Origin of the sequence: Pseudomonas sp. NPDC096925 (assembly GCF_044762545.1) — a bacterium.
GTDB lineage: Bacteria > Pseudomonadota > Gammaproteobacteria > Pseudomonadales > Pseudomonadaceae > Aquipseudomonas.
The window spans coordinates 242558-261059 of the sequence record NZ_JBIWEM010000005.1 but is presented as its reverse complement, the minus strand read 5'-3'; the positions used below and the strand labels follow the sequence as shown (position 1 = coordinate 261059).

Genomic DNA, 18502 nt, shown 5'->3' with positions numbered 1-18502 from the left:
GTTCCAGGTCAATGTTGGCAGCGCCCACAAGGCGCGAGTTTTGTAAGTCGGAGGTTCTTGAATGACCACATCGTTGCAACCTGCCTATGCCCTGGTGCCCGGTGCAAACCTGGAAGCCTACGTGCACACGGTCAACAGCATCCCGCTGCTGACTGTCGAGCAGGAGCGTGATCTGGGCGAGCGTCTCTATTATGAGCAGGATGTCGAGGCCGCTCGTCAAATGGTGATGGCCCACCTGCGTTTCGTCGTACATATCGCCCGTAGCTATGCCGGCTACGGGCTGGCCCAGGCTGACCTGATCCAGGAAGGCAATGTCGGCCTGATGAAAGCCGTCAAGCGCTTCAACCCGGAAATGGGCGTGCGCCTGGTGTCGTTCGCCGTGCACTGGATCAAGGCAGAGATCCACGAGTTCATCCTGCGCAACTGGCGCATCGTCAAGGTGGCTACCACCAAGGCCCAGCGCAAGCTGTTCTTCAACCTGCGCAGCCAGAAGAAGCGTCTGGCCTGGCTGAACAACGACGAAGTGCACCGCGTGGCGGAAAGCCTGGGCGTGGAGCCGCGTGAAGTTCGCGAGATGGAAAGCCGCCTCAGCGGCCAGGACATGGCCTTCGATCCGGCAGCGGAAGCTGACGACGACAGCGCTTTCCAGTCGCCTGCGCATTACCTGGAAGACCACCGTTACGACCCGGCGGTGCAGCTGGAGGATGCCGACTGGAGCGACAACTCCACCAGCAACCTGCACGAAGCGCTGCAAGGTCTGGACGAACGTAGCCGTGACATTCTCTACCAGCGCTGGTTGGCGGAAGAGAAGGCCACGTTGCATGAGCTGGCGGACAAGTACAGCGTTTCGGCTGAGCGGATTCGCCAGCTGGAGAAAAATGCGATGAACAAGGTCAAGGCGCTGATCGCGGTCTGATCGAGCCCTGCCTGCAAAGAAAAGCCGCTGGCCCGGATAGGGCGAGCGGCTTTTTTATTGGTGTTGGCTTTGCCGGCCTCTTCGCGGGCGCGCCCGCTCCCACAGGGCCCCTGCTAATTCAATGAGTCATGTGCAGTTCTATGAGGGCGGGCGTGCCCGCGAAGAGGCCCTCAAAGCTTGCGTGAAGTGTCGAGCTGCATCAGGTAGCTGGGCCCACCCAATTGGCTCATCTGCCGGCGGATCCAGCCGGCCCGGCTGGCCACATAGGCACTCGGCCGACTGGCACTCCACTTGATCGGGCTCGGCAGCACCGCTGCCAGCTGCGCCGCCTGCTGTCGGCTGAGTCGACTGGCATCGACGCCAAAGTGATAGCGCGCTGCAGCCTGGGCGCCAAACACACCTTTGCCCCATTCGGCACTGTTCAGGTAGACCTCGAGAATCCGCTCCTTCGACCAGAACAGCTCGATCAATGCGGTGAACCAGGCTTCCAGCCCTTTGCGGAACCAGCTGCGCCCGGACCACAGGAACAGGTTCTTGGCCACCTGCTGGGTCAGGGTGCTGGCCCCGCGAATGCTGCCGCCGCGCTCGTTGTAGGCCAGTGCCGCCTGGATGGCCGGGATGTCGAAGCCCCAGTGGTTGGCGAACTTCTGGTCCTCGCCAGCGATGACCGCGACCTTGAGATCGTCGGAGATGTTCTCCCACGGCTCCCAGTCGCGCTGCAGGTCGATCGGCTCGCCATTCACCCAGGACTCCACCTTGCGCTCGACCATGAGCGCGGTACCGGGTGGTGGCACCCAGCGGAACACCAGCACCAGCACGATGCTGCCGGCAGCGAACCAGAGCAGGGCGCGGGAGAGGCGGCGGAGAAGGGTTGGCAGCATGACGATGGCTTGGCCGTACGGGTTGAAGGGGCCATTATACAGACCCGATCCAAGGAGTCGTCCCATGCTTCGCAGCTTCCTGATGCTTGCCGCCTTTTTCGGCTTCACCGGTGTCGCCCTGGGGGCTTTCGCCGCCCACGGCCTGAAAAGCCGACTGACGGCCGACTACCTGGCAATCTTCCAGACCGGTGTGTCCTACCAGTTGGTGCATGCCCTGGCGATCTTCGCCGTCGCCGTGCTCTCGGTGCACCTGCCGGGGCGCCTGGTCGGCTGGGCTGGCGGCCTGTTTGCCCTGGGGATAGTGCTGTTCTCCGGTAGCCTGTACCTGCTGACCCTGAGTGGCTTGGGCAAGCTTGGCATCATCACCCCGATTGGTGGCCTGTGCTTCCTCGCCGGCTGGTTGTGCCTGGGCCTTGCAGCCTGGCGGCTCGGTTGACCATGTGGTCCACAATCGCGACTAATGGCGTGCACCGCCCTTGGGTTGCAGGGCGGTTCAGCGCTAGAATGCGGGCCCCCAAAGAACAATGGTGGCCGTGCGCATGCGCATTCAACTGAACGGTGAACCTTACGAATTGCCCGCTGGCGAAAGCGTCGCGGCCCTGCTGGCCCGCCTGGAACTGACCGGGCGCCGCGTCGCGGTGGAGCTGAACCTGGATATCGTGCCGCGTAGCCAGCACGACAGTACGCTGTTGAACGACGGTGACCAGGTCGAAGTGGTCCACGCCATCGGTGGCGGCTGATTCCGGCCGGCGATTCACCTGCAAGCCCAGCAACCTATTCCCGAGGAACAACCATGAGCAACGTTCGTAGCGACAAGCCCTTCACCCTGGCCGGGCGTACTTTCCAGTCGCGCCTGCTGGTCGGTACCGGCAAGTACCGTGACATGGAAGAAACCCGCCTGGCCATCGAGGCTTCGGGTGCCGAGATCGTCACCGTTGCCGTGCGCCGCACCAACATCGGCCAGAACCCGGGCGAGCCGAACCTGCTCGACGTGTTGCCACCGGACCGCTACACCATCCTGCCGAACACCGCTGGTTGCTACGACGCAGTCGAAGCCGTGCGCACCTGCCGCCTGGCCCGTGAACTGCTGGATGGCCACAACCTGGTCAAGCTGGAAGTGCTGGCCGACCAGAAAACCCTGTTCCCCAATGTGATCGAAACCCTCAAGGCCGCCGAAGTGTTGGTCAAGGACGGTTTCGACGTGATGGTCTACACAAGTGACGATCCGATCATCGCCCGCCAGCTGGCCGAAGCCGGCTGCATCGCGGTCATGCCGCTGGCTGGCCTGATCGGTACCGGCCTGGGTATCTGCAACCCCTACAACCTGCAGATCATCCTGGAAGAGTCCAAGGTGCCGGTGCTGGTCGATGCCGGTGTAGGTACCGCGTCCGACGCTACCATCGCCATGGAAATGGGCTGCGAAGCGGTGCTGATGAACTCGGCCATCGCCCACGCCCAGCAGCCGGTGCTGATGGCCGAGGCCATGAAGCACGCCATCGTCGCCGGTCGCATGGCCTACCTGGCCGGCCGTATGCCGAAGAAACTCTATGCCAGCGCCTCTTCGCCGCTGGATGGTCTGATCAAGTAAGAGCCCCTGATGACTGAATCGCACGATACGCCGATCACCCCCGACGGCGAAGCCCGCCCGCACCGCCGCATCAAGAGTTTCGTGATGCGCGCCGGGCGCATGACCGAAGGCCAGCAACGTGGCCTGGAGCAGGGCGGCCCGCTGTACATCCTGCCGCTGGCCGACAGCCCGGTGGACTACGACCAGGTGTTCGGCCGTTCGGCGCCGCGCACCCTGGAGATCGGCTTCGGCATGGGCCATTCCCTGCTGGAAATGGCGGCTGCCGCGCCTGAGCAGGACTTCATCGGTGTGGAAGTACACCGCCCGGGTGTTGGCGCGCTGCTCAACGGTGTGCTGACCCAAGGCCTGAAGAACCTGCGGGTATATGACTGCGATGCCATCGAAGTGCTGAACCGCTGCGTGGCGGACAACAGCCTCGACCGCCTGATGCTGTTCTTCCCTGACCCATGGCACAAGGCGCGTCACCACAAGCGCCGCATCGTCCAGCTGGAGTTCGCCGAGCTGGTACGGCGCAAGCTCAAGCCCGGTGGTGTGTTCCACATGGCTACCGACTGGGAGCCGTATGCCGAGTACATGCTGGAAGTGATGAGCGCTGCCCCGGGCTATCGCAACCGTGCGGCCGACGGTACCTACGTGCCGCGCCCGGAAGAGCGCCCGATCACCAAGTTCGAGCGCCGCGGCGAGCGGCTGGGACATGGGGTTTGGGATTTGAAGTTCGAGAAGGTGGATTGATCGGCTGATACGGCCTTTCGGTGCACTGGTGCCTGCAGGAATGCAGGCGAAAAAAAACCGCCTTGAGAAGGGCGGTTTTTTTATGTGAGCGACAGGACTGAGTATCCTTCGATCTGAGGTTTCACAGAAAACCCTCACACAGTTTTCGAAGTCATCGAAGTGCCGGTTAGATGCTGGAAGATTGGCCCGCCAATACGGAGGCCAGGGCATATGAAGCGTTTGCTTGATGCGCTGAGCCGCGTTTGGAAGCTGGTCCGGATCTTGACTGTGCTCAAGACCGTTCGGGATTTCATGCGCGATCACTTCGATGATGCCCAGTAAGGGCTAGTCAAGTGGTAGGGCTGCCCTGGTTTTCCGGGGCAGCTTTTAGAACCCATCTCTGTACTCGGATTACGCGCTCCTACAAGGGTTCAGTGCCAGGCCGTGGCTCAGCCCCGGCGATCCGCCACTACCCCGATCAGCACCAATACCACCAGCAAAACCGGCGCCAGCGCGTAGTTGTTGAACTGGCTCAGCCCCTTCACCACCCACGGCGTGGCGTAGATCAGTGCCGCACCGCTGCCGATCATCACCAGCAAGGCCATGAACGGTACGCGCAGGGCGCCCGCCAGGCCGCCCAGGCGCTGTTCCACCCAGCCCTTGATATCGGTGCCGAACAGCACCAGCAGGCAGCCTACCAAGGCCAGTGAAATCTCCGACAGGTTGCTGCGGCTCCAGCGAGAAACCGTCGCGAGCAGATCAAGTACCAGATCCATGGGTCATCCTTAGGTCAAGAAATACTGCAGCAGGTCATTGAGGAACAACTGGCCCCTTGGCGTGGCCACCAGTCGATCCGGTTGGACCTGCAAAAGGCCTTTTTGTTCGGCGGCGCGGCGGGCTTCGGCCAGCTGTGCCAGCGGCAAACCGGTACGCTGGGTGAACAGTTCGGCTTCCACGCCATCGGTCAGGCGCAGTGCGTTCATCAGGAACTCGAACGGCAGTTCGTCGACCGGCAGCCGCTTCTCGCCGGCCTTGAACGGCTTGGCCAGGTTCAGGTAGTCCTTGGGCAGGCGGGTTTTCCAGGTGCGCAGGATGCGCCCGTCGGCGAAGGTCAGCTTGCCGTGGGCACCGGCACCGATGCCGATGAAGTCGCCAAAGCGCCAATAGTTGAGGTTGTGCCGTGCGGCGCGGCCCGCCTGGGCGTAGGCCGAGACTTCGTACTGGCGGAAGCCGTGCTCGGCCATCAGCGCCTGGCCGGCTTCCTGGATATCCCAGAGGATGTCGTCCTCGGGCAGCTCGGGTGGCTGGTTCCAGAACACCGTGTTCGGCTCCACGGTCAGCTGGTACCACGACAGGTGCGTCGGCCCCAGGTCGATGGCCTGGCGCAGGTCGCCCAGCGCGTCGTCCAGCGACTGCTCGGGCAGGCCGTGCATCAGGTCCATGTTGAAGTTGTCGAAGCCGGCGGCGCGCGCCATGCCGGCGGCGCGGACCGCTTCATCGCCGTTGTGGATGCGCCCGAGCGCCTGCAGTTTGGCTGGCTGGAAGCTCTGCACGCCGATGGACAGGCGGTTGATGCCGGTTTGCCGGTAGGCCTTGAACTTGTCCTGCTCGAACGTGCCCGGGTTGGCCTCCAGGGTGATTTCGATGTCCGGCGCAAACGGGATACGTTGCTCCACGCCACGCAGCAGCCGGCCAAGGGCGTCGGCACTGAACAGGCTGGGGGTACCGCCACCGAAGAAGATCGAGCTGATCGGCCGGCCTTGCACGGCGGCCAGTTCCTGGTCGAGGTCGGTCAGCAGGGCGGCGACGTAGGCGTCTTCCGGCAGTTCAGGCCCGGCAGCGTGGGAGTTGAAGTCGCAGTAAGGGCATTTGCGTACGCACCACGGAATGTGGATGTACAGCGCCAGCGGCGGCAGGCTGGTGAAGCCCGCCGCGCCGGGGTTGGACAGCGTTTCGATCATGCCAGGCCCAGACGTTGGCGCAGCAGGGCCATGGCGCGGGCGCGGTGGCTGAGCTGGTTCTTGTCCACAGGAGCCAGGTCGGCGCTGGAGCAGCCGCGCTCCGGAACCCAGAACAGCGGGTCGTAGCCAAAGCCGTGCTCGCCACTGGCCTCGAACATGATGCGCCCGTGCCACAGGCCTTCGCAGAGGATCGGCAGCGGGTCGTCGGCATGGCGCACCAGCGCCAGGACGCAGACGAACTGCGCACCGCGCTCGGCTTCAGGCACGTCTTTCAGCGCTTCGAGCAGCTTGGCGTTGTTCGCCGCATCACCCTTGCCGTCGGCATAGCGCGCCGAGTAGATGCCCGGCGCGCCGCCGAGGAAGTCCACCGCCAGGCCCGAATCGTCGGCCAGGGCCGGCAGGCCGGAAATGCGTGCGGCGTTGCGTGCCTTGAGGATGGCGTTCTCGACGAACGACAGGCCGGTTTCTTCCGGCTCGACCTGGCTGAACTCGCCGATCGAGTGCAGCTGCACGGAGGCGCCGAGCATGGCCTGGAGTTCCTTGAGTTTGCCGGCGTTGTGGCTGGCCAATACGAGTTGCTGGAAATTCATCATTCGCCTGGGAACACTTCCTGGTTGAAGCTGAGGGAGTTGCTGATGCCGCCGGTTTCGATGTTCAGGTCGAAGGTGACGGTTTCTGGCTGGTCGATCTTGAACTGGGCGATGTAGTACACGGCGCCCTGTTCGGTGATCTGCTTGAATGACAGCGGGCTGCTACGCCCGGTCAGGTCCTTGACCGTGCCGCTGACCACCGCCATGGCGGGCTTGTTGGCCTTGAGTACGGCAATGTTGAGCACACCCTGGTTCTTGCTGCGGACCAGGCCGGTGGCCGCGGCCACCTCCGGTGTCAGCATGCTCGAGGTGAACGCACTGTAGTGCACCGTCACGTCGCCAAACACTTCCTTGCGCTCGGGGCGGGCGGCATCGGCAGCCAGTACCGGCAGGGCCAGGCACAGGCTGATCAGGAACAGGGCTAGGCGACGCATGGGGTGACTCCTCCGGTGGGCGTCAGACCGCGAGCTGATGCTCTTGCAGGCCCGGGCTGCTGACGCGATAGATGCCGATCTCACCTAGAAGATTAGGCCAAAGCCGGCCACCCCACCCATTACGGTGCAAGTGATCGACGGCCAGGCGGTCGAGCACCTTGGCCCGGCGTTCGTGCACCAGCTCTTCGAAGTCGGCGAAGGTGCAGAAGTGGATGTTCGGCGTGTTGTACCAGGTGTACGGCATGAAGTCCGATACCGGCATGCGGCCTTTGGTCGCCAGGTACCAGCGGCAACGCCAGTGGCCGAAGTTGGGGAAGGTGATGATGCACTGGCGGCCCACGCGCAGCATCTCGTCGAGGATGCGGTCGGGGTACTCCACGGCCTGCAGGGCCTGGGTCATGATCACCACGTCGAAACTGTTGCTGGCGAAGTTGCCCAGGCCCTTGTCCAGGTCCTGCTCGATCACGTTGACGCCCTTGGCCACGCAGGCGGCGATGTTGTCGGCGTCGATTTCCAGGCCATAGCCGGTGACCTGCTTGCGGTCGCGCAGCGAGGCCAGCAGTTCGCCGCTGCCGCAGCCCAGGTCGAGTACCCGGCTGCCGGCGGGGATCCAGTCGTGGATGATTTCCAGATCGGCTCTCATGCTGTCCTCAGATGGCAATGCGGTTCATGTAGTTCGAGAAACCCTGCATGTAGCGAGGTGTGGGGATCAGGAAGGCATCGTGCCCGTAAGGCGAGTCGATCTCCAGGTAGCAGACGTTCTTGCGCGCAGCCATCAGGGCGTCGACGATCTCGCGCGAACGGGCCGGGGAGAAGCGCCAGTCGGTAGTGAACGACATGATGCAGTAATCCGCCTTGACGTGGTCCAGGGTGGCCGCCAGGTCGCCGCCTTTGGCTGCAGCCGGGTCGAAATAGTCCAGCGCCTTGGTCATCAGCAGGTAGGTGTTGGCGTCGAAACGGCCGGAGAACTCCTCGCCCTGATAGCGCAGGTAGCTCTCGACCTGGAATTCGACGCTGTGGAAGTCGTAGTTGAGCTTGTCGCTCTTCAGCTCACGGCCGAATTTTTCACCCATCGAGTCGTCCGACAGATAGGTGATGTGGCCGACCATGCGCGCCAGCATCAGGCCGCGTTTGGGGATTACCCCCTGGTCCTGGAACGAACCGCCGTGGAATTCGGGGTCGGTGAGGATGGCCTGGCGTGCCACTTCGTTGAAGGCGATGTTCTGTGCCGACAGCTTGGGCGCCGAGGCGATGTCGACGCAATGGCGCACGCGCTCGGGGTAGCTGATGGTCCACTGCAGCGCCTGCATGCCACCCAGGCTGCCACCGACTACCGCGGCCCACTGATGGATGCCCAGGCGCTCGGCCAGGCGCACCTGGCTGTGTACCCAGTCTTCCACGGTCAGCACCGGGAAGTCGGCGCCATAGGCTTTGCCGGTGGCCGGGTTGATGCTGCTGGGGCCGGTACTGCCGTTGCAGCCGCCCAGGTTGTTCAGGCTGACCACGAAGAAACGGTTGGTGTCGATCGGCTTGCCAGGGCCGATGCAGCTGTCCCACCAGCCCGGCTTGCGGTCGGTGGCGGCATGGTAGCCAGCGGCATGATGGTGGCCGGACAGGGCATGGCAGATCAGCACGGCATTGCTCGCGCTGGCGTTCAGGGTGCCATAGGTCTCGTAGACCAGTTCATAACTGGCCAGGGAGCGGCCACAGGCCAGGGCCAGCGGCTCATCGAACCGGGCTGTTTGCGGTACTACCAGACCGACGGAATCTTCGGGAAAGACAGTGGACATCGACCCTGCTCACGCTTGACGGAGGCGTAAGTCTAAAGAGCGCTACCCCCAGCGGCAAGCAAAGGCTTGCCGCTGGAAGCAACCAAGGTCAGGTGAGGCTCAGATCATCCGCCACAGCTCTTGTGGCATGCCGGCATAGGCGGCCAGCGGCGGCATGACGAACGACTGGATTACCTGGATCGCAAGGAAGGCGAAGATCGGCGAGATATCCATGCCGCCCAGGTTGGGCACGATGCGGCGGAACGGTGCCAGCACCGGCTCGCTGATCTGGTAGGCCAGTTCAGCTGCGGGGTTGTGGCTGTTGGGGGCCACCCAGGACACGATCACCATGACGATCATCGCCACCCAGAAAATCTTCAGGAATAGCGAGGTGATACCGATGATTGCCCACATCAGCAGGTGCAGGATGTCACCGAAGGTGCCGTAGGTGACCATCAGCACGAAGGCCATCAGCAGCGCCTGGATGAGCACCGACAGTAGCAGAGACGAGGTGTCCAGCCCGCCGACGCTGGGGATGACCCGGCGAATCGGCTTGAGCAGCGGCTGTGTGGCACGCACGGCGAACTGGCACAGCGGGTTGTAGAAGTTGGCCTTGACCAGCTGCAGGACGAAGCGCAGCAGGACGATCACCAGGTACAGGCTGACCAGGGTTTGCACCACGAAGATCGCGGCGCCGGACAGTGCATTCATCTATGGCTCCTTATTTGCCCAATTGTTCGGCCAGCTCTGCGGAGCGTGTGGCCGCGGCCTGCAGCGCCTGTTCGACGATGGCTTCGAAGCCGCTGGCCTGGAACGACTTGATCGCAGCTTCCGTGGTGCCGGCAGGCGAGGTGACCCGGCGGCGCAGTTCGGCGGCATCGACATCGCTGGCAACCGCCATGCGCGCGGCGCCCAGGGCTGTCTGCAGGGTCAGCTGGGAGGCGGTTTCACGTGGCAGGCCAAGCTTTTCGCCCGCCGCGGTCATGGCCTCGATCAGCAGGAAGAAGTACGCCGGGCCGCTGCCGGAGACGGCGGTCACGGCGTCCAGTTGCTGCTCCTGTTCCAGCCACAGGGCGGTGCCCACGGCCGACAGCAGTTGCTCGGCCTGCTCGCGCTGTGCGCCGGACACTTCGGCGGTGGCGTACAGGCCGCTGACGCCCTGGCGCAGCAGTGCCGGGGTGTTGGGCATGCAGCGCACCACCGGGCGAGCGCCCACCCAGCTCTGCAGGCTGGCGCAGGTGATGCCGGCGGCGATGGAAACGATCAGCTGGCCATCCTGCAGGTTCGGTTGCAGGGCCTGGCACACGGCTTTCATGACCTGCGGCTTGACCGCCAGCACGATGACGTCGGCGCCATCGATGGCCTGGGCGTTGTTCTCGAAGGTTTCGATGCCGTGCTCGGCCTGGATGCGGCTGCGGGTCTCGGCGCCCGGGTCGCTGGCGCGGATCTGCGAGGCGTCCAGGCCCTGGGCACGCAGACCACCGATCAGGCTGGCGGCCATGTTGCCGGCGCCGATAAAGGCAATACGAGTCTTGCTCATGTCAGGTCCTTGTGGGGAAGAGTGAGTAAAGCATGGAATCAGGGCTGCCCGTAGTCGCGGGCACCGAACAGGGCGGTGCCGATACGCACCCAGGTCGCCCCCTGTGCAATGGCCGCTTCCAGGTCGTGGCTCATGCCCATGGACAGGGTGTCCAGGCCAAGGCCCAGGCCTTCCTGCAGCTGGCGCAGGGTGGCGAAGGCGGCTTCCTGGGCGGCTCGGTCATCGGTGGGTTCGGGGATGGCCATCAGCCCGCGCAGGCACAGGTTGGGCAGCGCGGCTACCGCCTTGGCCAGGGCCGGCAGGTCGGCAGGGGCGCAGCCAGACTTGCTGTCTTCGCCGCTGACGTTCACCTGCAGGCAGATGTTCAGTGGCGCCAGCCCGGCCGGGCGCTGCTCCGACAGGCGTTGGGCGATTTTCAGGCGGTCCACGGAATGTACCCAGTCGAAATGCTCGGCGATGGCCTTGGTCTTGTTCGACTGAATGGGGCCGATGAAGTGCCAGATCAAGGGCAGGTCGCTGAGTGCCTGCTGCTTTGTCAGCGCTTCCTGTAGGTAATTTTCCCCGACATCGCGTACGCCAGCGGCATGGATCTCACGGATGGCGCTGGCTGGCTTGGTCTTGCTCACGGCCAGCAACTGGACGCTGGCCGGATCGCGCCCGGCAGCCTGGGCAGCGCTGGTGATACGGGCGGAAATAGCGGAAAGGTTGTCTGCTAGGGTGGACATGGACTGATGCCGGCGGCTGTGGGGTTTGCGGCATTCTACCTACTTGAAGGCCTTTGGGGAGTCTCATGGATGTGACCGACCTGTTGGCCCGGGCTGTAGATGCGGGGGCTTGCGACCTGCACCTGGCAGCGGGGCAGATACCGATGTTGCGCCTGGATGGCGAGCTGCAGCGCATGGCGCTGCCGGCCTTGTGCTCGGCCGCCTTGATCGAGGGGCTGGCACCCATGTTGGGTGAAGACCAGCGCCGGCAATGGGCCCAGGGTGATGAGCTGGACCTGGCGCTGGAACTGCCTGCGCTCGGGCGCTTTCGGCTGAACCTGTTTCGCCAGTTGCATGGCCCTGCCGCCACCTTTCGCCTGATCCCGGGGCGCATCGCCACGCTCGATGAACTCGACCTGAGGGATGTGTTTCAAGCTGTTGCGCAGTGCAGTGATGGCTTGATCCTGGTGGGTGGGCCGACCGGCAGCGGCAAGTCCAGCACCCTGGCGACGCTACTGGACCAGCTGAACCGTGATCGGGCACTGCATATCATTACCCTCGAAGACCCTGTCGAAGTTATCCACAGCAGCCAGCGCAGCCTGGTCAACCAGCGTGAGATCGGTCGCCACTGCGGTGGGTTCGCCCAAGGGCTACGCAGTGCCCTGCGCCAGGATCCGGATGTGATCATGATCGGTGAGCTGCGCGACCTGGAAACCATTCGCCTGGCCTTGCGCGCGGCCGAGACCGGGCACCTGGTGCTGGCGACCGTGCATACGCGTTCGGCGGTTAACAGCATTGACCGGTTGGTGGAGGTGTTTGCTGCCGAGGAAAAGCCGCTGGTGCGGGCGATGCTGGCCGAGTCATTGCGCCTGGTGGTGGCGCAGGTACTGGTCAGGCGTGCGGGCGGTGGGCGGGTTGCGGCGCGGGAAGTGCTGGTGGTGACGCCAGCGGTGCGCAATCTGGTTCGGGAGGGGCGGATGGCGCAGTTGTGTTCGGTGATGCAGGCGGGTGGTGCGGACGGGATGCGGACGATGGAGGGGGCGATGCGAGGGTTGAAGGAGAGGGGGCTGATCAGCGATCTATAGTGCCTGTGCTGGCCCTTTCGCGGGTAAACCCGCTCCCACATGGATAACACAGCCTTCGAATGCTGTGGTGTACCTGTGGGAGCGGGTTTACCCGCGAAGAGGCCCGGGCAGGAGAGCGCCGATCAGCTCAGCGCTTGGCCAGGTTCAGCTGCTGTTGTTCTTTCGGCAGCACCCGCTTGGCCACTACGTAATGCTTCTGCCAGTAAGGCTTGCTCAGGGTGTCGATGCTTACCCGCTTGCCACGGCGTGGTGCATGGATGAAGCGGTCGTTGCCCAGGTAGATGGCAACGTGGTTCACCCGGCGGCTCTTGATGTTGAAGAAGATCAGGTCACCTGGCTTCAGGTCACCCTTGGCCACCTTCACGCCGTGGCCCTGGGCCATGGCATTGGAGGTGCGCGGCAGGTCGACGTCGGCGACGTCGTTGAAGGCGTATTTGACCAGCCCGCTGCAGTCGAAGCCTTTCTTCGGGCTGCTGCCACCCCAGACATAAGGGGTGCCGAGCACATTCACCGCACGGCTGAGCACATCGCTGCTCTGCTTCGGCGACATGGCAGCGATCGGCATGCCGGGCACGCCGCGGCTGCTGCTGGCAGCATTGCCTGGGCGGGTGCGCAGCGCGGTCTGCTTGACCGGTGCGTGTCTCACCGAGGCGTTGGTGGTATAGCCGGTGAAACCATTGGGAAGACGTTGCTCACGGTTGGTGGCGTGGGCGGCCAGGGGCAATAATAGGCAGAGGGTCAGCCATGTCTTGAGTAAAGGCGGCATAGATGAAGCTCTTATGAATAGTTATGTGTTGGGCGCGCAACTTTATAACAGCTTTTTGATCAGTCTTTGATCCGTTGGTCGATTGTTCAGGTGCCGTACGTCGGCCTGCGACAAGAAAGTCACATTTTTTTTTAGAAAATTTTCGGATAACCCAAGGGGGCTATGAATGAACAGTTATCAACAGGGGGCGCCGTTTCACGACACCCACAGCAAGACCATTGGCTATCTGCTATGGATTTTCGGCTTTACCGGGTCGCATCGCTTCTATTACGGCAAGCCCGTCACCGGCACCATCTGGTTCTTCACCCTGGGCCTGCTGGGCATCGGCTGGTTGATCGACCTGTTCCTGATCCCGTCCATGGACCGTGAAGCCGACCTGAGGTTCCAGTCCGGGCGCGTTGACTACAACATCGCCTGGATCCTGCTGACCTTCCTCGGGGTGTTTGGCCTGCACCGGCTGTACCAGGGCAAGTGGGTGACCGCGATCATCTACTTCTTTACCGGCGGGCTGTTCCTGGTGGGGGTGCTGTATGACTTCTGGACGCTGAACAGCCAGGTTTCCGAGCGGAACGCATCGCGCTGAAATTATTCGCGGGTGAACCCGCTCCTACAGGCACCATAGAGCCCTGTGGGAGCGGGTTCACCCGCGAAGAGGCCGGAAGCGCCTATGAAAAAGGCCTGTCGCACCGAAGCGGCAAGGCCTTTTTTGTTACTGACGGGTCTGCCGCTGCTGCAGCAACAGGTTGCTGAAACCTGCCCCGGCCAACTGTTTCTGCGCCCCGGTAAGCTGCTCACGGTTGCTGAACGGGCCCACCAGTACGCGGTACCAGGTTTCGTCCTTGACCGTGCCCGACTCTACCTTCACTGCCTGGCCCAGCAGAATGATCTGCGCGCGCACCTTGTCGGCATCGGCCTGCTTGCGGAACGAGCCTGCCTGCAGGAAGAACTGGGTGGTCGCCGCCGGCTTGATCACCGGTGGTGCCGGTGGCGGAGTCTGCCCCATCAGCGCTGCCTGGGCGCGCGCCGTGTCGATCTTCGCCGCTTCGGCCGGTGTCACCGGAGTCACCGGTTGGGCCGGTACTGGAGGCGTTTTCTCTGGCACGGCCTCCGGCGGCACGATCACCTCGGACTCCGGCAGCAGCGTGTAGAAGTCATACTTCGGCTTCACCGGCTGCTGCGGGGTGGCCTGCGCCGGCTTGCCGGCTTCGGCCACTTTCTCCGCCTTCTGCTGCTCAGGCTTGGTGCGCTTGATGTCTTCGCCACCGGGCTCGAGTTTCATCAGGAACACGATGAACGCGCCTACGGTCAGGCCGACCGCCAGCCATACCCAACCGGGAATCGGCTGCTTGGCCGGCGCCGTCTGGCGGCTGGCGCCGCGTTTGGGTGCGGGTTTTTTCTTGGCAGCCAACTTACATGCGCTCCAGGGTTTCCAGGCCGAGCAGTTCCAGACCTTGCTTGAGGGTGCGGCCAGTCAGGGCTGCCAGGCGCAGGCGGCTCTGTTGTTGCTCCGGGGTATCGGCAGCCAGAATCGGGCAGTTCTCGTAGAAGCTGGAGAACAGGCCGGCCAGGTCGTACAGGTAGCTGCACAGCACGTGCGGCGTGCCCTTGTCGGCGACGTTGTTGAGGATTTCGCCAAACTGCGCCAGGCGCGCGGCCAGGTCCTGCTCGTGGGCAGCCTGCAGCACGATGTTGCCTTCGACTTCATCGAAGCCCTTGCCCAGCTTGCGGAACACGCCGGCCACGCGGGTGTAGGCGTACAACAGGTAAGGCGCGGTGTTGCCTTCGAAGTTGAGCATCAGTTCGAAGTTGAAGCTGTAGTCGCTGGTGCGGTGCTTGGACAGGTCGGCGTACTTCACCGCGCCAATGCCCACCACTTCACCGATGTGGCGCAGTTCTTCGTCGGCCAGGCTCGGGTTCTTTTCCTTGACCAGCGCGTAGGCGCGCTCCTTGGCCTCGGTGAGCAGGTCGATCAGCTTCACGGTGCCGCCGTCACGGGTCTTGAACGGGCGGCCGTCGGCGCCGTTCATGGTGCCGAAGCCCATGTGTTCCATCTGCATCGGGTGGCCGACGAAGCCTGCGCGGCGTGCAACTTCGAACACCTGGTTGAAGTGCAGGGCCTGGCGCTGGTCGACGAAGTACAGGGCGCGGTCCGCCTTGAGCACGTTGCTGCGGTAGCGCACGGCGGCCAGGTCGGTGGTGGCGTACAGGTAGCCGCCGTCGGCCTTCTGCACGATTACCGGCAGTGGTTCGCCTTCGCTGTTCTTGAACTCGTCGAGGAACACGCACTGGGCGCCCTGGTCTTCGACCAGCAGGCCCTTGGCCTTGAGGTCGGCAACCACGTTGGCCAGGTCGTCGTTGTAGGCGCTTTCACCCATCACGTCGGCCATGGTCAGCTTGACGTTGAGCAGCTCGTAGGTTTTCTGGCAGTGCGACAGCGAAATGTCCTTGAAGCGCGTCCACAGGGCCATGCAGTCCGCGTCGCCGGCCTGCAGCTTGACCACCAGGCCGCGGGCGCGGGTGGCGAATTCTTCGGATTCGTCGAAGCGCTTCTTGGCGGCACGGTAGAAGTTTTCCAGGTCCGACAGCTCGTCGCTGGTGATCGGGTTTTCTTCCAGGTAAGCCAGCAGCATGCCGAACTGGGTGCCCCAGTCGCCCACGTGGTTCTGGCGGATCACGTCATCACCGAGAAACTCCAGCACGCGCGCCACACTGTCACCGATGATGGTCGAACGCAGGTGGCCGACGTGCATCTCCTTGGCCAGGTTGGGTGCCGACATGTCGATCACCACCTTTTGCGCAGGGCCGGCCTTGCGCGCGCCCAGGTGGGCGTCGGCCAGTGCAGCATCCAGGCGGTTGGCCAGGGCGTCGGTGTTCTGGAAGAAGTTGAGGAAGCCGGGGCCGGCGATCTCGACCTTGCTGATGTCGGCGCTGGCCGGCAGGGCATTGATCAGTTTCTCGGCCAGGTCGCGCGGCTTCATGCCGGCCGGCTTGGCCAGCATCATGGCGATGTTGCTGGCAAAGTCGCCGTGGGTCTTGTCCCGGGCGTTTTCCACCTGGATCGCCGGCGACAGCCCTTCAGGCAGCACACCGTCGGTGACGAGTTGGGTGAGGGCTTGCTGGATCAGCTGGCGAATGGTGTCTTTCATGGGGATCTCTTTTCGACCGCAAGCGCGGTGGAGCGCTTGGATGCGCAGGTGGAAAAACTGGGCATTATCCGTGGCTGGGGGCGGGTTGCCAACCTTTGGGGCTGCAAAGCAGCCCGCAGGATCAATAAAGGTCTACCGGGTCGACATCCAGCGACCAACGCACCTGGCGCCCGCTCGGCATCTGCTCCAACACTAGCAACCAGGCGCTGATCAGTCGATGCAAAGGCGCCCGCGTATTGGCCTGTATCAACAATTGCGCGCGGAAGCGCCCGGCGCGGCGCTCCATGGGGGCCGGTACCGGCCCCAGCAGCTCGATGCCAGGCAGCTGCTGTTCGGCCACCAGGCGCTCGGCGGCGGCACAGGCCTCGTCGAGGAAACCTTCGGCCTGCCCGGGCTTGTGCGCTTCGGCGCGCAGCAGTGCCAGGTGCGAGTAAGGCGGCAGCCCGGCGGCGCGGCGTTCGTCCAGGGCCTGCTCGGCGAAGGCGAAGTAGCCCTGCTCGGTAAGCTGCACCAGCAGCGGATGGTCGGCCAGGTGGGTCTGGATGATGACCTTGCCGGGTTCCTCGGCCCGCCCGGCCCGCCCGGCAACCTGCACGATCAGCTGCGCCATGCGTTCGCTGGCGCGGAAATCGCCGGAGAACAGCCCGCCATCGGCATCGAGGATGGCCACCAGGGTCACCCGCGGGAAGTGGTGGCCCTTGGCGAGCATCTGGGTGCCGACAAGGATGCTCGGCTGGCCGCGCTGGATGGTGCTGAACAGGTTGTGCATGGCGTCCTTGCGTGCCGTGCTGTCGCGGTCCACGCGCAGGATCGGGTAATCCGGGAACAGCACTTTCAGGCGCTCTTCGGCGCGCTCGGTGCCGGCACCGACCGGGCGCAGGTCAACGTGGTTGCACTGCGGGCACTGCTGCGGCAGGCGCTCGTCATAGCCGCAATGGTGGCAGCGCAGCACGCCGGAGCGCTGGTGCACGGTCATGCGTGCATCGCAGCGCGGGCATTCGGACAGCCAGCCGCAATCGTGGCACAGCAAGGTCGGGGCGAAGCCGCGGCGGTTGAGGAACACCAGCACTTGCTGGCCCGCCTCCAGGGTCTGGCGGATGGCCTGCTGCAGCGGACCGCTGATGCCGCTGTCCAGCGGCAGGCTCTTCACATCCAGACGCAGCATGCGCGGCGGGCGGGCGCCGCCGGCGCGCTGGTTCATGCGCAGCAGGCGGTAGCGACCGGTCAGGGCGTTGTGCAGGGTTTCCAGCGATGGCGTGGCAGAACCGAGCAGGATCGGGATGTTTTCCTGGTGGGCGCGCACCAGCGCCAGGTCGCGGGCGTGGTAGCGCAAGCCTTCCTGCTGTTTATAGGAACCGTCGTGCTCCTCGTCGATGATGATCAGGCCGGGGTTCTTCATCGGCGTGAACAGCGCCGAGCGGGTGCCGATGATGATGTCGGCCTCGCCATCCCGGGCGGCCAGCCAGGCATCCAGGCGCTCGCGGTCGTTCACCGCCGAATGCAGCAGGGCGATGCGGGCGTTGAAGCGTTGCTCGAAGCGGGCCAGGGTCTGTGGGCCGAGGTTGATCTCCGGGATCAGTACCAGGGCCTGCTTGCCGGCTTCGAGGGTTTCGCGGATCAGCTGCAGGTACACCTCGGTCTTGCCGCTGCCGGTGACACCGGCCAGCAGGAAGGCACCAAAGCCGCCAAAGCCTTCGCATACGGCGTCGAAGGCGTCGCGTTGCTCTTCGTTGAGCGGTAGTTCCGGCTGGGCCAGCCAGTGTTCATGGCGCAGCGTCGGCAGGTGGCGGCGGACCTCGATCTGCACCAGGTCCTTGGCCAGCAGCAGGTCGAGGCTGTCCTTGTTCAGGTTGAGCTTGGCCAGCAGGCTGTGGGCCACACCGTGCGGGTGCTGGGCCAGGGTCTTGAGGGCATCGCGCTGGCGTGGTGCACGGGCGATGCGCGGGTCTTCCAGGCGGGCGCCGGGGGCGACGTGCCAGAAGCGCTCCTGGCGCATTTCGGCGGGTTCACCCTGGCGCAACAGGGTTGGCAAGGCCCAGCTCAGCGTGTCGCCCAGGCTGTGCTGGTAGTACTGGGCGGTCCACAGGCACAATTTGAATAGCGACGGCGGGATCGGCGACACCGGGTCGAGCAGGGCGCTGGCCGGCTTTAGCTTGTCGGCTGGCACTTCGCTCTGCTCGCACACCTCCACCAGCACGCCGATCATTTCGCGGCGGCCGAATGGCACGCGAATGCGCATGCCCGGGGTCAGGGTCTGGCGCGCCATGCTTGCCGGCGCCTTGTAGTCGAACAGGCGACGCAGCGGAGAGGGCAGGGCAAGGCGCAGGATGACGTCGGACACGCGGAAAGTCTCGGAGGGCGTTTCAAAGACTGGCGAGCCTAGCAGACGACGGTCGGTGCAAGCGACAACT

At 64.1% G+C, this 18502-nt stretch carries 21 protein-coding genes; 7 read left to right on the top strand and 14 right to left on the bottom strand.

Annotated elements, in window-relative coordinates; genetic code table 11:
- Positions 1-61: 61 nt before the first annotated feature.
- The gene (rpoH, locus tag ACIQYU_RS16790) at positions 62-916 is read left to right on the top strand and encodes an RNA polymerase sigma factor RpoH (protein WP_015272155.1); all 855 of its coding nucleotides are present in this window, start codon (positions 62-64) and stop codon (positions 914-916) included.
- A gap of 170 nt (positions 917-1086) precedes the next feature.
- Here rpoH and mtgA read toward each other — a convergent pair whose 3' ends face one another.
- On the bottom strand, positions 1087-1797 hold the full coding sequence (gene mtgA / locus ACIQYU_RS16785; protein ID WP_207828242.1) for a monofunctional biosynthetic peptidoglycan transglycosylase: 711 nt from the start codon (positions 1795-1797) through the stop codon (positions 1087-1089).
- A 64-nt stretch (positions 1798-1861) separates the two neighbouring features.
- Here mtgA and ACIQYU_RS16780 point away from each other — a divergent pair, with 64 nt between their 5' ends.
- From ACIQYU_RS16780 to trmB, 4 genes are all read left to right on the top strand, one after another.
- Entirely contained in the window at positions 1862-2233 is a 372-nt protein-coding gene (locus ACIQYU_RS16780; RefSeq protein WP_144175501.1) for a DUF423 domain-containing protein, read from the top strand.
- Positions 2234-2336: 103 nt separating this feature from the next.
- Positions 2337-2537, top strand: a complete 201-nt coding sequence (gene thiS, locus ACIQYU_RS16775; RefSeq protein WP_003257817.1) for a sulfur carrier protein ThiS — start codon at positions 2337-2339, stop codon at positions 2535-2537.
- Between the two features lie 53 nt (positions 2538-2590).
- Entirely contained in the window at positions 2591-3385 is a 795-nt protein-coding gene (locus ACIQYU_RS16770; protein ID WP_013974625.1) for a thiazole synthase, read from the top strand.
- Positions 3386-3394: 9 nt separating this feature from the next.
- Positions 3395-4117 carry a tRNA (guanosine(46)-N7)-methyltransferase TrmB gene (trmB, locus tag ACIQYU_RS16765; protein WP_013974624.1) on the top strand — a complete coding sequence of 241 codons (723 nt, stop codon included), beginning with the start codon at positions 3395-3397 and terminating at the stop codon, positions 4115-4117.
- Between the two features lie 428 nt (positions 4118-4545).
- Here trmB and ACIQYU_RS16760 read toward each other — a convergent pair whose 3' ends face one another.
- From ACIQYU_RS16760 to ACIQYU_RS16720, 9 genes are all read right to left on the bottom strand, one after another.
- The gene (locus tag ACIQYU_RS16760; RefSeq protein ID WP_003257821.1) at positions 4546-4872 is read right to left on the bottom strand and encodes a DUF3392 domain-containing protein; all 327 of its coding nucleotides are present in this window, start codon (positions 4870-4872) and stop codon (positions 4546-4548) included.
- Positions 4873-4881: 9 nt separating this feature from the next.
- A complete protein-coding gene (gene hemW, locus ACIQYU_RS16755) occupies positions 4882-6057 on the bottom strand; it encodes a radical SAM family heme chaperone HemW (protein WP_207828244.1) in 1176 nt (391 codons plus the stop codon).
- Positions 6054-6650 carry an RdgB/HAM1 family non-canonical purine NTP pyrophosphatase gene (gene rdgB / locus ACIQYU_RS16750; RefSeq protein WP_207828246.1) on the bottom strand — a complete coding sequence of 199 codons (597 nt, stop codon included), beginning with the start codon at positions 6648-6650 and terminating at the stop codon, positions 6054-6056. The genes hemW and rdgB overlap by 4 nt, the downstream gene beginning before the upstream one ends.
- Positions 6647-7081: a DUF4426 domain-containing protein gene (locus ACIQYU_RS16745; protein ID WP_013974622.1), complete on the bottom strand. Its 435-nt coding sequence runs from the start codon at positions 7079-7081 to the stop codon at positions 6647-6649. Before ACIQYU_RS16745 ends, rdgB begins: the two co-directional genes overlap by 4 nt.
- Positions 7082-7103: 22 nt before the next feature.
- Positions 7104-7724, bottom strand: a complete 621-nt coding sequence (gene metW, locus ACIQYU_RS16740; protein ID WP_003249106.1) for a methionine biosynthesis protein MetW — start codon at positions 7722-7724, stop codon at positions 7104-7106.
- 7 nt (positions 7725-7731) lie between these two features.
- A complete protein-coding gene (locus ACIQYU_RS16735) occupies positions 7732-8871 on the bottom strand; it encodes a homoserine O-acetyltransferase (RefSeq protein WP_207828248.1) in 1140 nt (379 codons plus the stop codon).
- Between the two features lie 99 nt (positions 8872-8970).
- Complete coding sequence (locus tag ACIQYU_RS16730) at positions 8971-9561, bottom strand: YggT family protein (RefSeq protein ID WP_063912070.1); 591 nt, start codon at positions 9559-9561, stop codon at positions 8971-8973.
- A gap of 10 nt (positions 9562-9571) precedes the next feature.
- Positions 9572-10390, bottom strand: coding sequence for a pyrroline-5-carboxylate reductase (proC, locus tag ACIQYU_RS16725; RefSeq protein ID WP_207828250.1), 819 nt, complete (start codon positions 10388-10390; stop codon positions 9572-9574).
- 38 nt (positions 10391-10428) lie between these two features.
- Complete coding sequence (locus ACIQYU_RS16720) at positions 10429-11115, bottom strand: YggS family pyridoxal phosphate-dependent enzyme (RefSeq protein WP_207828252.1); 687 nt, start codon at positions 11113-11115, stop codon at positions 10429-10431.
- Between the two features lie 65 nt (positions 11116-11180).
- Here ACIQYU_RS16720 and ACIQYU_RS16715 point away from each other — a divergent pair, with 65 nt between their 5' ends.
- On the top strand, positions 11181-12179 hold the full coding sequence (locus ACIQYU_RS16715) for a type IV pilus twitching motility protein PilT (protein WP_402800862.1): 999 nt from the start codon (positions 11181-11183) through the stop codon (positions 12177-12179).
- A gap of 127 nt (positions 12180-12306) precedes the next feature.
- Here the strand turns inward: ACIQYU_RS16715 and ACIQYU_RS16710 are convergent, their stop codons facing one another.
- A complete protein-coding gene (locus ACIQYU_RS16710; protein WP_207828256.1) occupies positions 12307-12945 on the bottom strand; it encodes a C40 family peptidase in 639 nt (212 codons plus the stop codon).
- 166 nt (positions 12946-13111) lie between these two features.
- Between ACIQYU_RS16710 and ACIQYU_RS16705 the strand changes: the two genes are divergently transcribed.
- Positions 13112-13528 carry a TM2 domain-containing protein gene (locus tag ACIQYU_RS16705; protein WP_207828258.1) on the top strand — a complete coding sequence of 139 codons (417 nt, stop codon included), beginning with the start codon at positions 13112-13114 and terminating at the stop codon, positions 13526-13528.
- Between the two features lie 126 nt (positions 13529-13654).
- Here ACIQYU_RS16705 and ACIQYU_RS16700 read toward each other — a convergent pair whose 3' ends face one another.
- From ACIQYU_RS16700 to ACIQYU_RS16690, 3 genes are all read right to left on the bottom strand, one after another.
- Complete coding sequence (locus tag ACIQYU_RS16700) at positions 13655-14353, bottom strand: SPOR domain-containing protein (protein WP_063912064.1); 699 nt, start codon at positions 14351-14353, stop codon at positions 13655-13657.
- A 1-nt stretch (position 14354) separates the two neighbouring features.
- Entirely contained in the window at positions 14355-16091 is a 1737-nt protein-coding gene (gene argS, locus ACIQYU_RS16695; protein ID WP_207828261.1) for an arginine--tRNA ligase, read from the bottom strand.
- Positions 16092-16212: 121 nt separating this feature from the next.
- A complete protein-coding gene (locus tag ACIQYU_RS16690; protein ID WP_233688147.1) occupies positions 16213-18432 on the bottom strand; it encodes a primosomal protein N' in 2220 nt (739 codons plus the stop codon).
- Positions 18433-18502: the final 70 nt, after the last annotated feature.

Bases quoted from the DNA above. Each gene is read 5' to 3' on its own strand.
- argS (WP_207828261.1), bottom strand. From the start codon at position 16,091: ATGAAAGACACCATTCGCCAGCTGATCCAGCAAGCCCTCACCCAACTC.
- rdgB (WP_207828246.1), bottom strand. From the start codon at position 6,650: ATGATGAATTTCCAGCAACTCGTATTGGCCAGCCACAACGCCGGCAAA.
- ACIQYU_RS16735 (WP_207828248.1), bottom strand. From the start codon at position 8,871: ATGTCCACTGTCTTTCCCGAAGATTCCGTCGGTCTGGTAGTACCGCAA.
- ACIQYU_RS16760 (WP_003257821.1), bottom strand. From the start codon at position 4,872: ATGGATCTGGTACTTGATCTGCTCGCGACGGTTTCTCGCTGGAGCCGC.
- mtgA (WP_207828242.1), bottom strand. From the start codon at position 1,797: ATGCTGCCAACCCTTCTCCGCCGCCTCTCCCGCGCCCTGCTCTGGTTC.
- ACIQYU_RS16745 (WP_013974622.1), bottom strand. From the start codon at position 7,081: ATGCGTCGCCTAGCCCTGTTCCTGATCAGCCTGTGCCTGGCCCTGCCG.
- ACIQYU_RS16720 (WP_207828252.1), bottom strand. From the start codon at position 11,115: ATGTCCACCCTAGCAGACAACCTTTCCGCTATTTCCGCCCGTATCACC.
- proC (WP_207828250.1), bottom strand. From the start codon at position 10,390: ATGAGCAAGACTCGTATTGCCTTTATCGGCGCCGGCAACATGGCCGCC.
- trmB (WP_013974624.1), top strand. From the start codon at position 3,395: ATGACTGAATCGCACGATACGCCGATCACCCCCGACGGCGAAGCCCGC.
- rpoH (WP_015272155.1), top strand. From the start codon at position 62: ATGACCACATCGTTGCAACCTGCCTATGCCCTGGTGCCCGGTGCAAAC.
- ACIQYU_RS16715 (WP_402800862.1), top strand. From the start codon at position 11,181: ATGGATGTGACCGACCTGTTGGCCCGGGCTGTAGATGCGGGGGCTTGC.
- ACIQYU_RS16770 (WP_013974625.1), top strand. From the start codon at position 2,591: ATGAGCAACGTTCGTAGCGACAAGCCCTTCACCCTGGCCGGGCGTACT.
- ACIQYU_RS16780 (WP_144175501.1), top strand. From the start codon at position 1,862: ATGCTTCGCAGCTTCCTGATGCTTGCCGCCTTTTTCGGCTTCACCGGT.
- metW (WP_003249106.1), bottom strand. From the start codon at position 7,724: ATGAGAGCCGATCTGGAAATCATCCACGACTGGATCCCCGCCGGCAGC.
- ACIQYU_RS16730 (WP_063912070.1), bottom strand. From the start codon at position 9,561: ATGAATGCACTGTCCGGCGCCGCGATCTTCGTGGTGCAAACCCTGGTC.
- thiS (WP_003257817.1), top strand. From the start codon at position 2,337: ATGCGCATTCAACTGAACGGTGAACCTTACGAATTGCCCGCTGGCGAA.
- hemW (WP_207828244.1), bottom strand. From the start codon at position 6,057: ATGATCGAAACGCTGTCCAACCCCGGCGCGGCGGGCTTCACCAGCCTG.
- ACIQYU_RS16710 (WP_207828256.1), bottom strand. From the start codon at position 12,945: ATGCCGCCTTTACTCAAGACATGGCTGACCCTCTGCCTATTATTGCCC.
- ACIQYU_RS16705 (WP_207828258.1), top strand. From the start codon at position 13,112: ATGAACAGTTATCAACAGGGGGCGCCGTTTCACGACACCCACAGCAAG.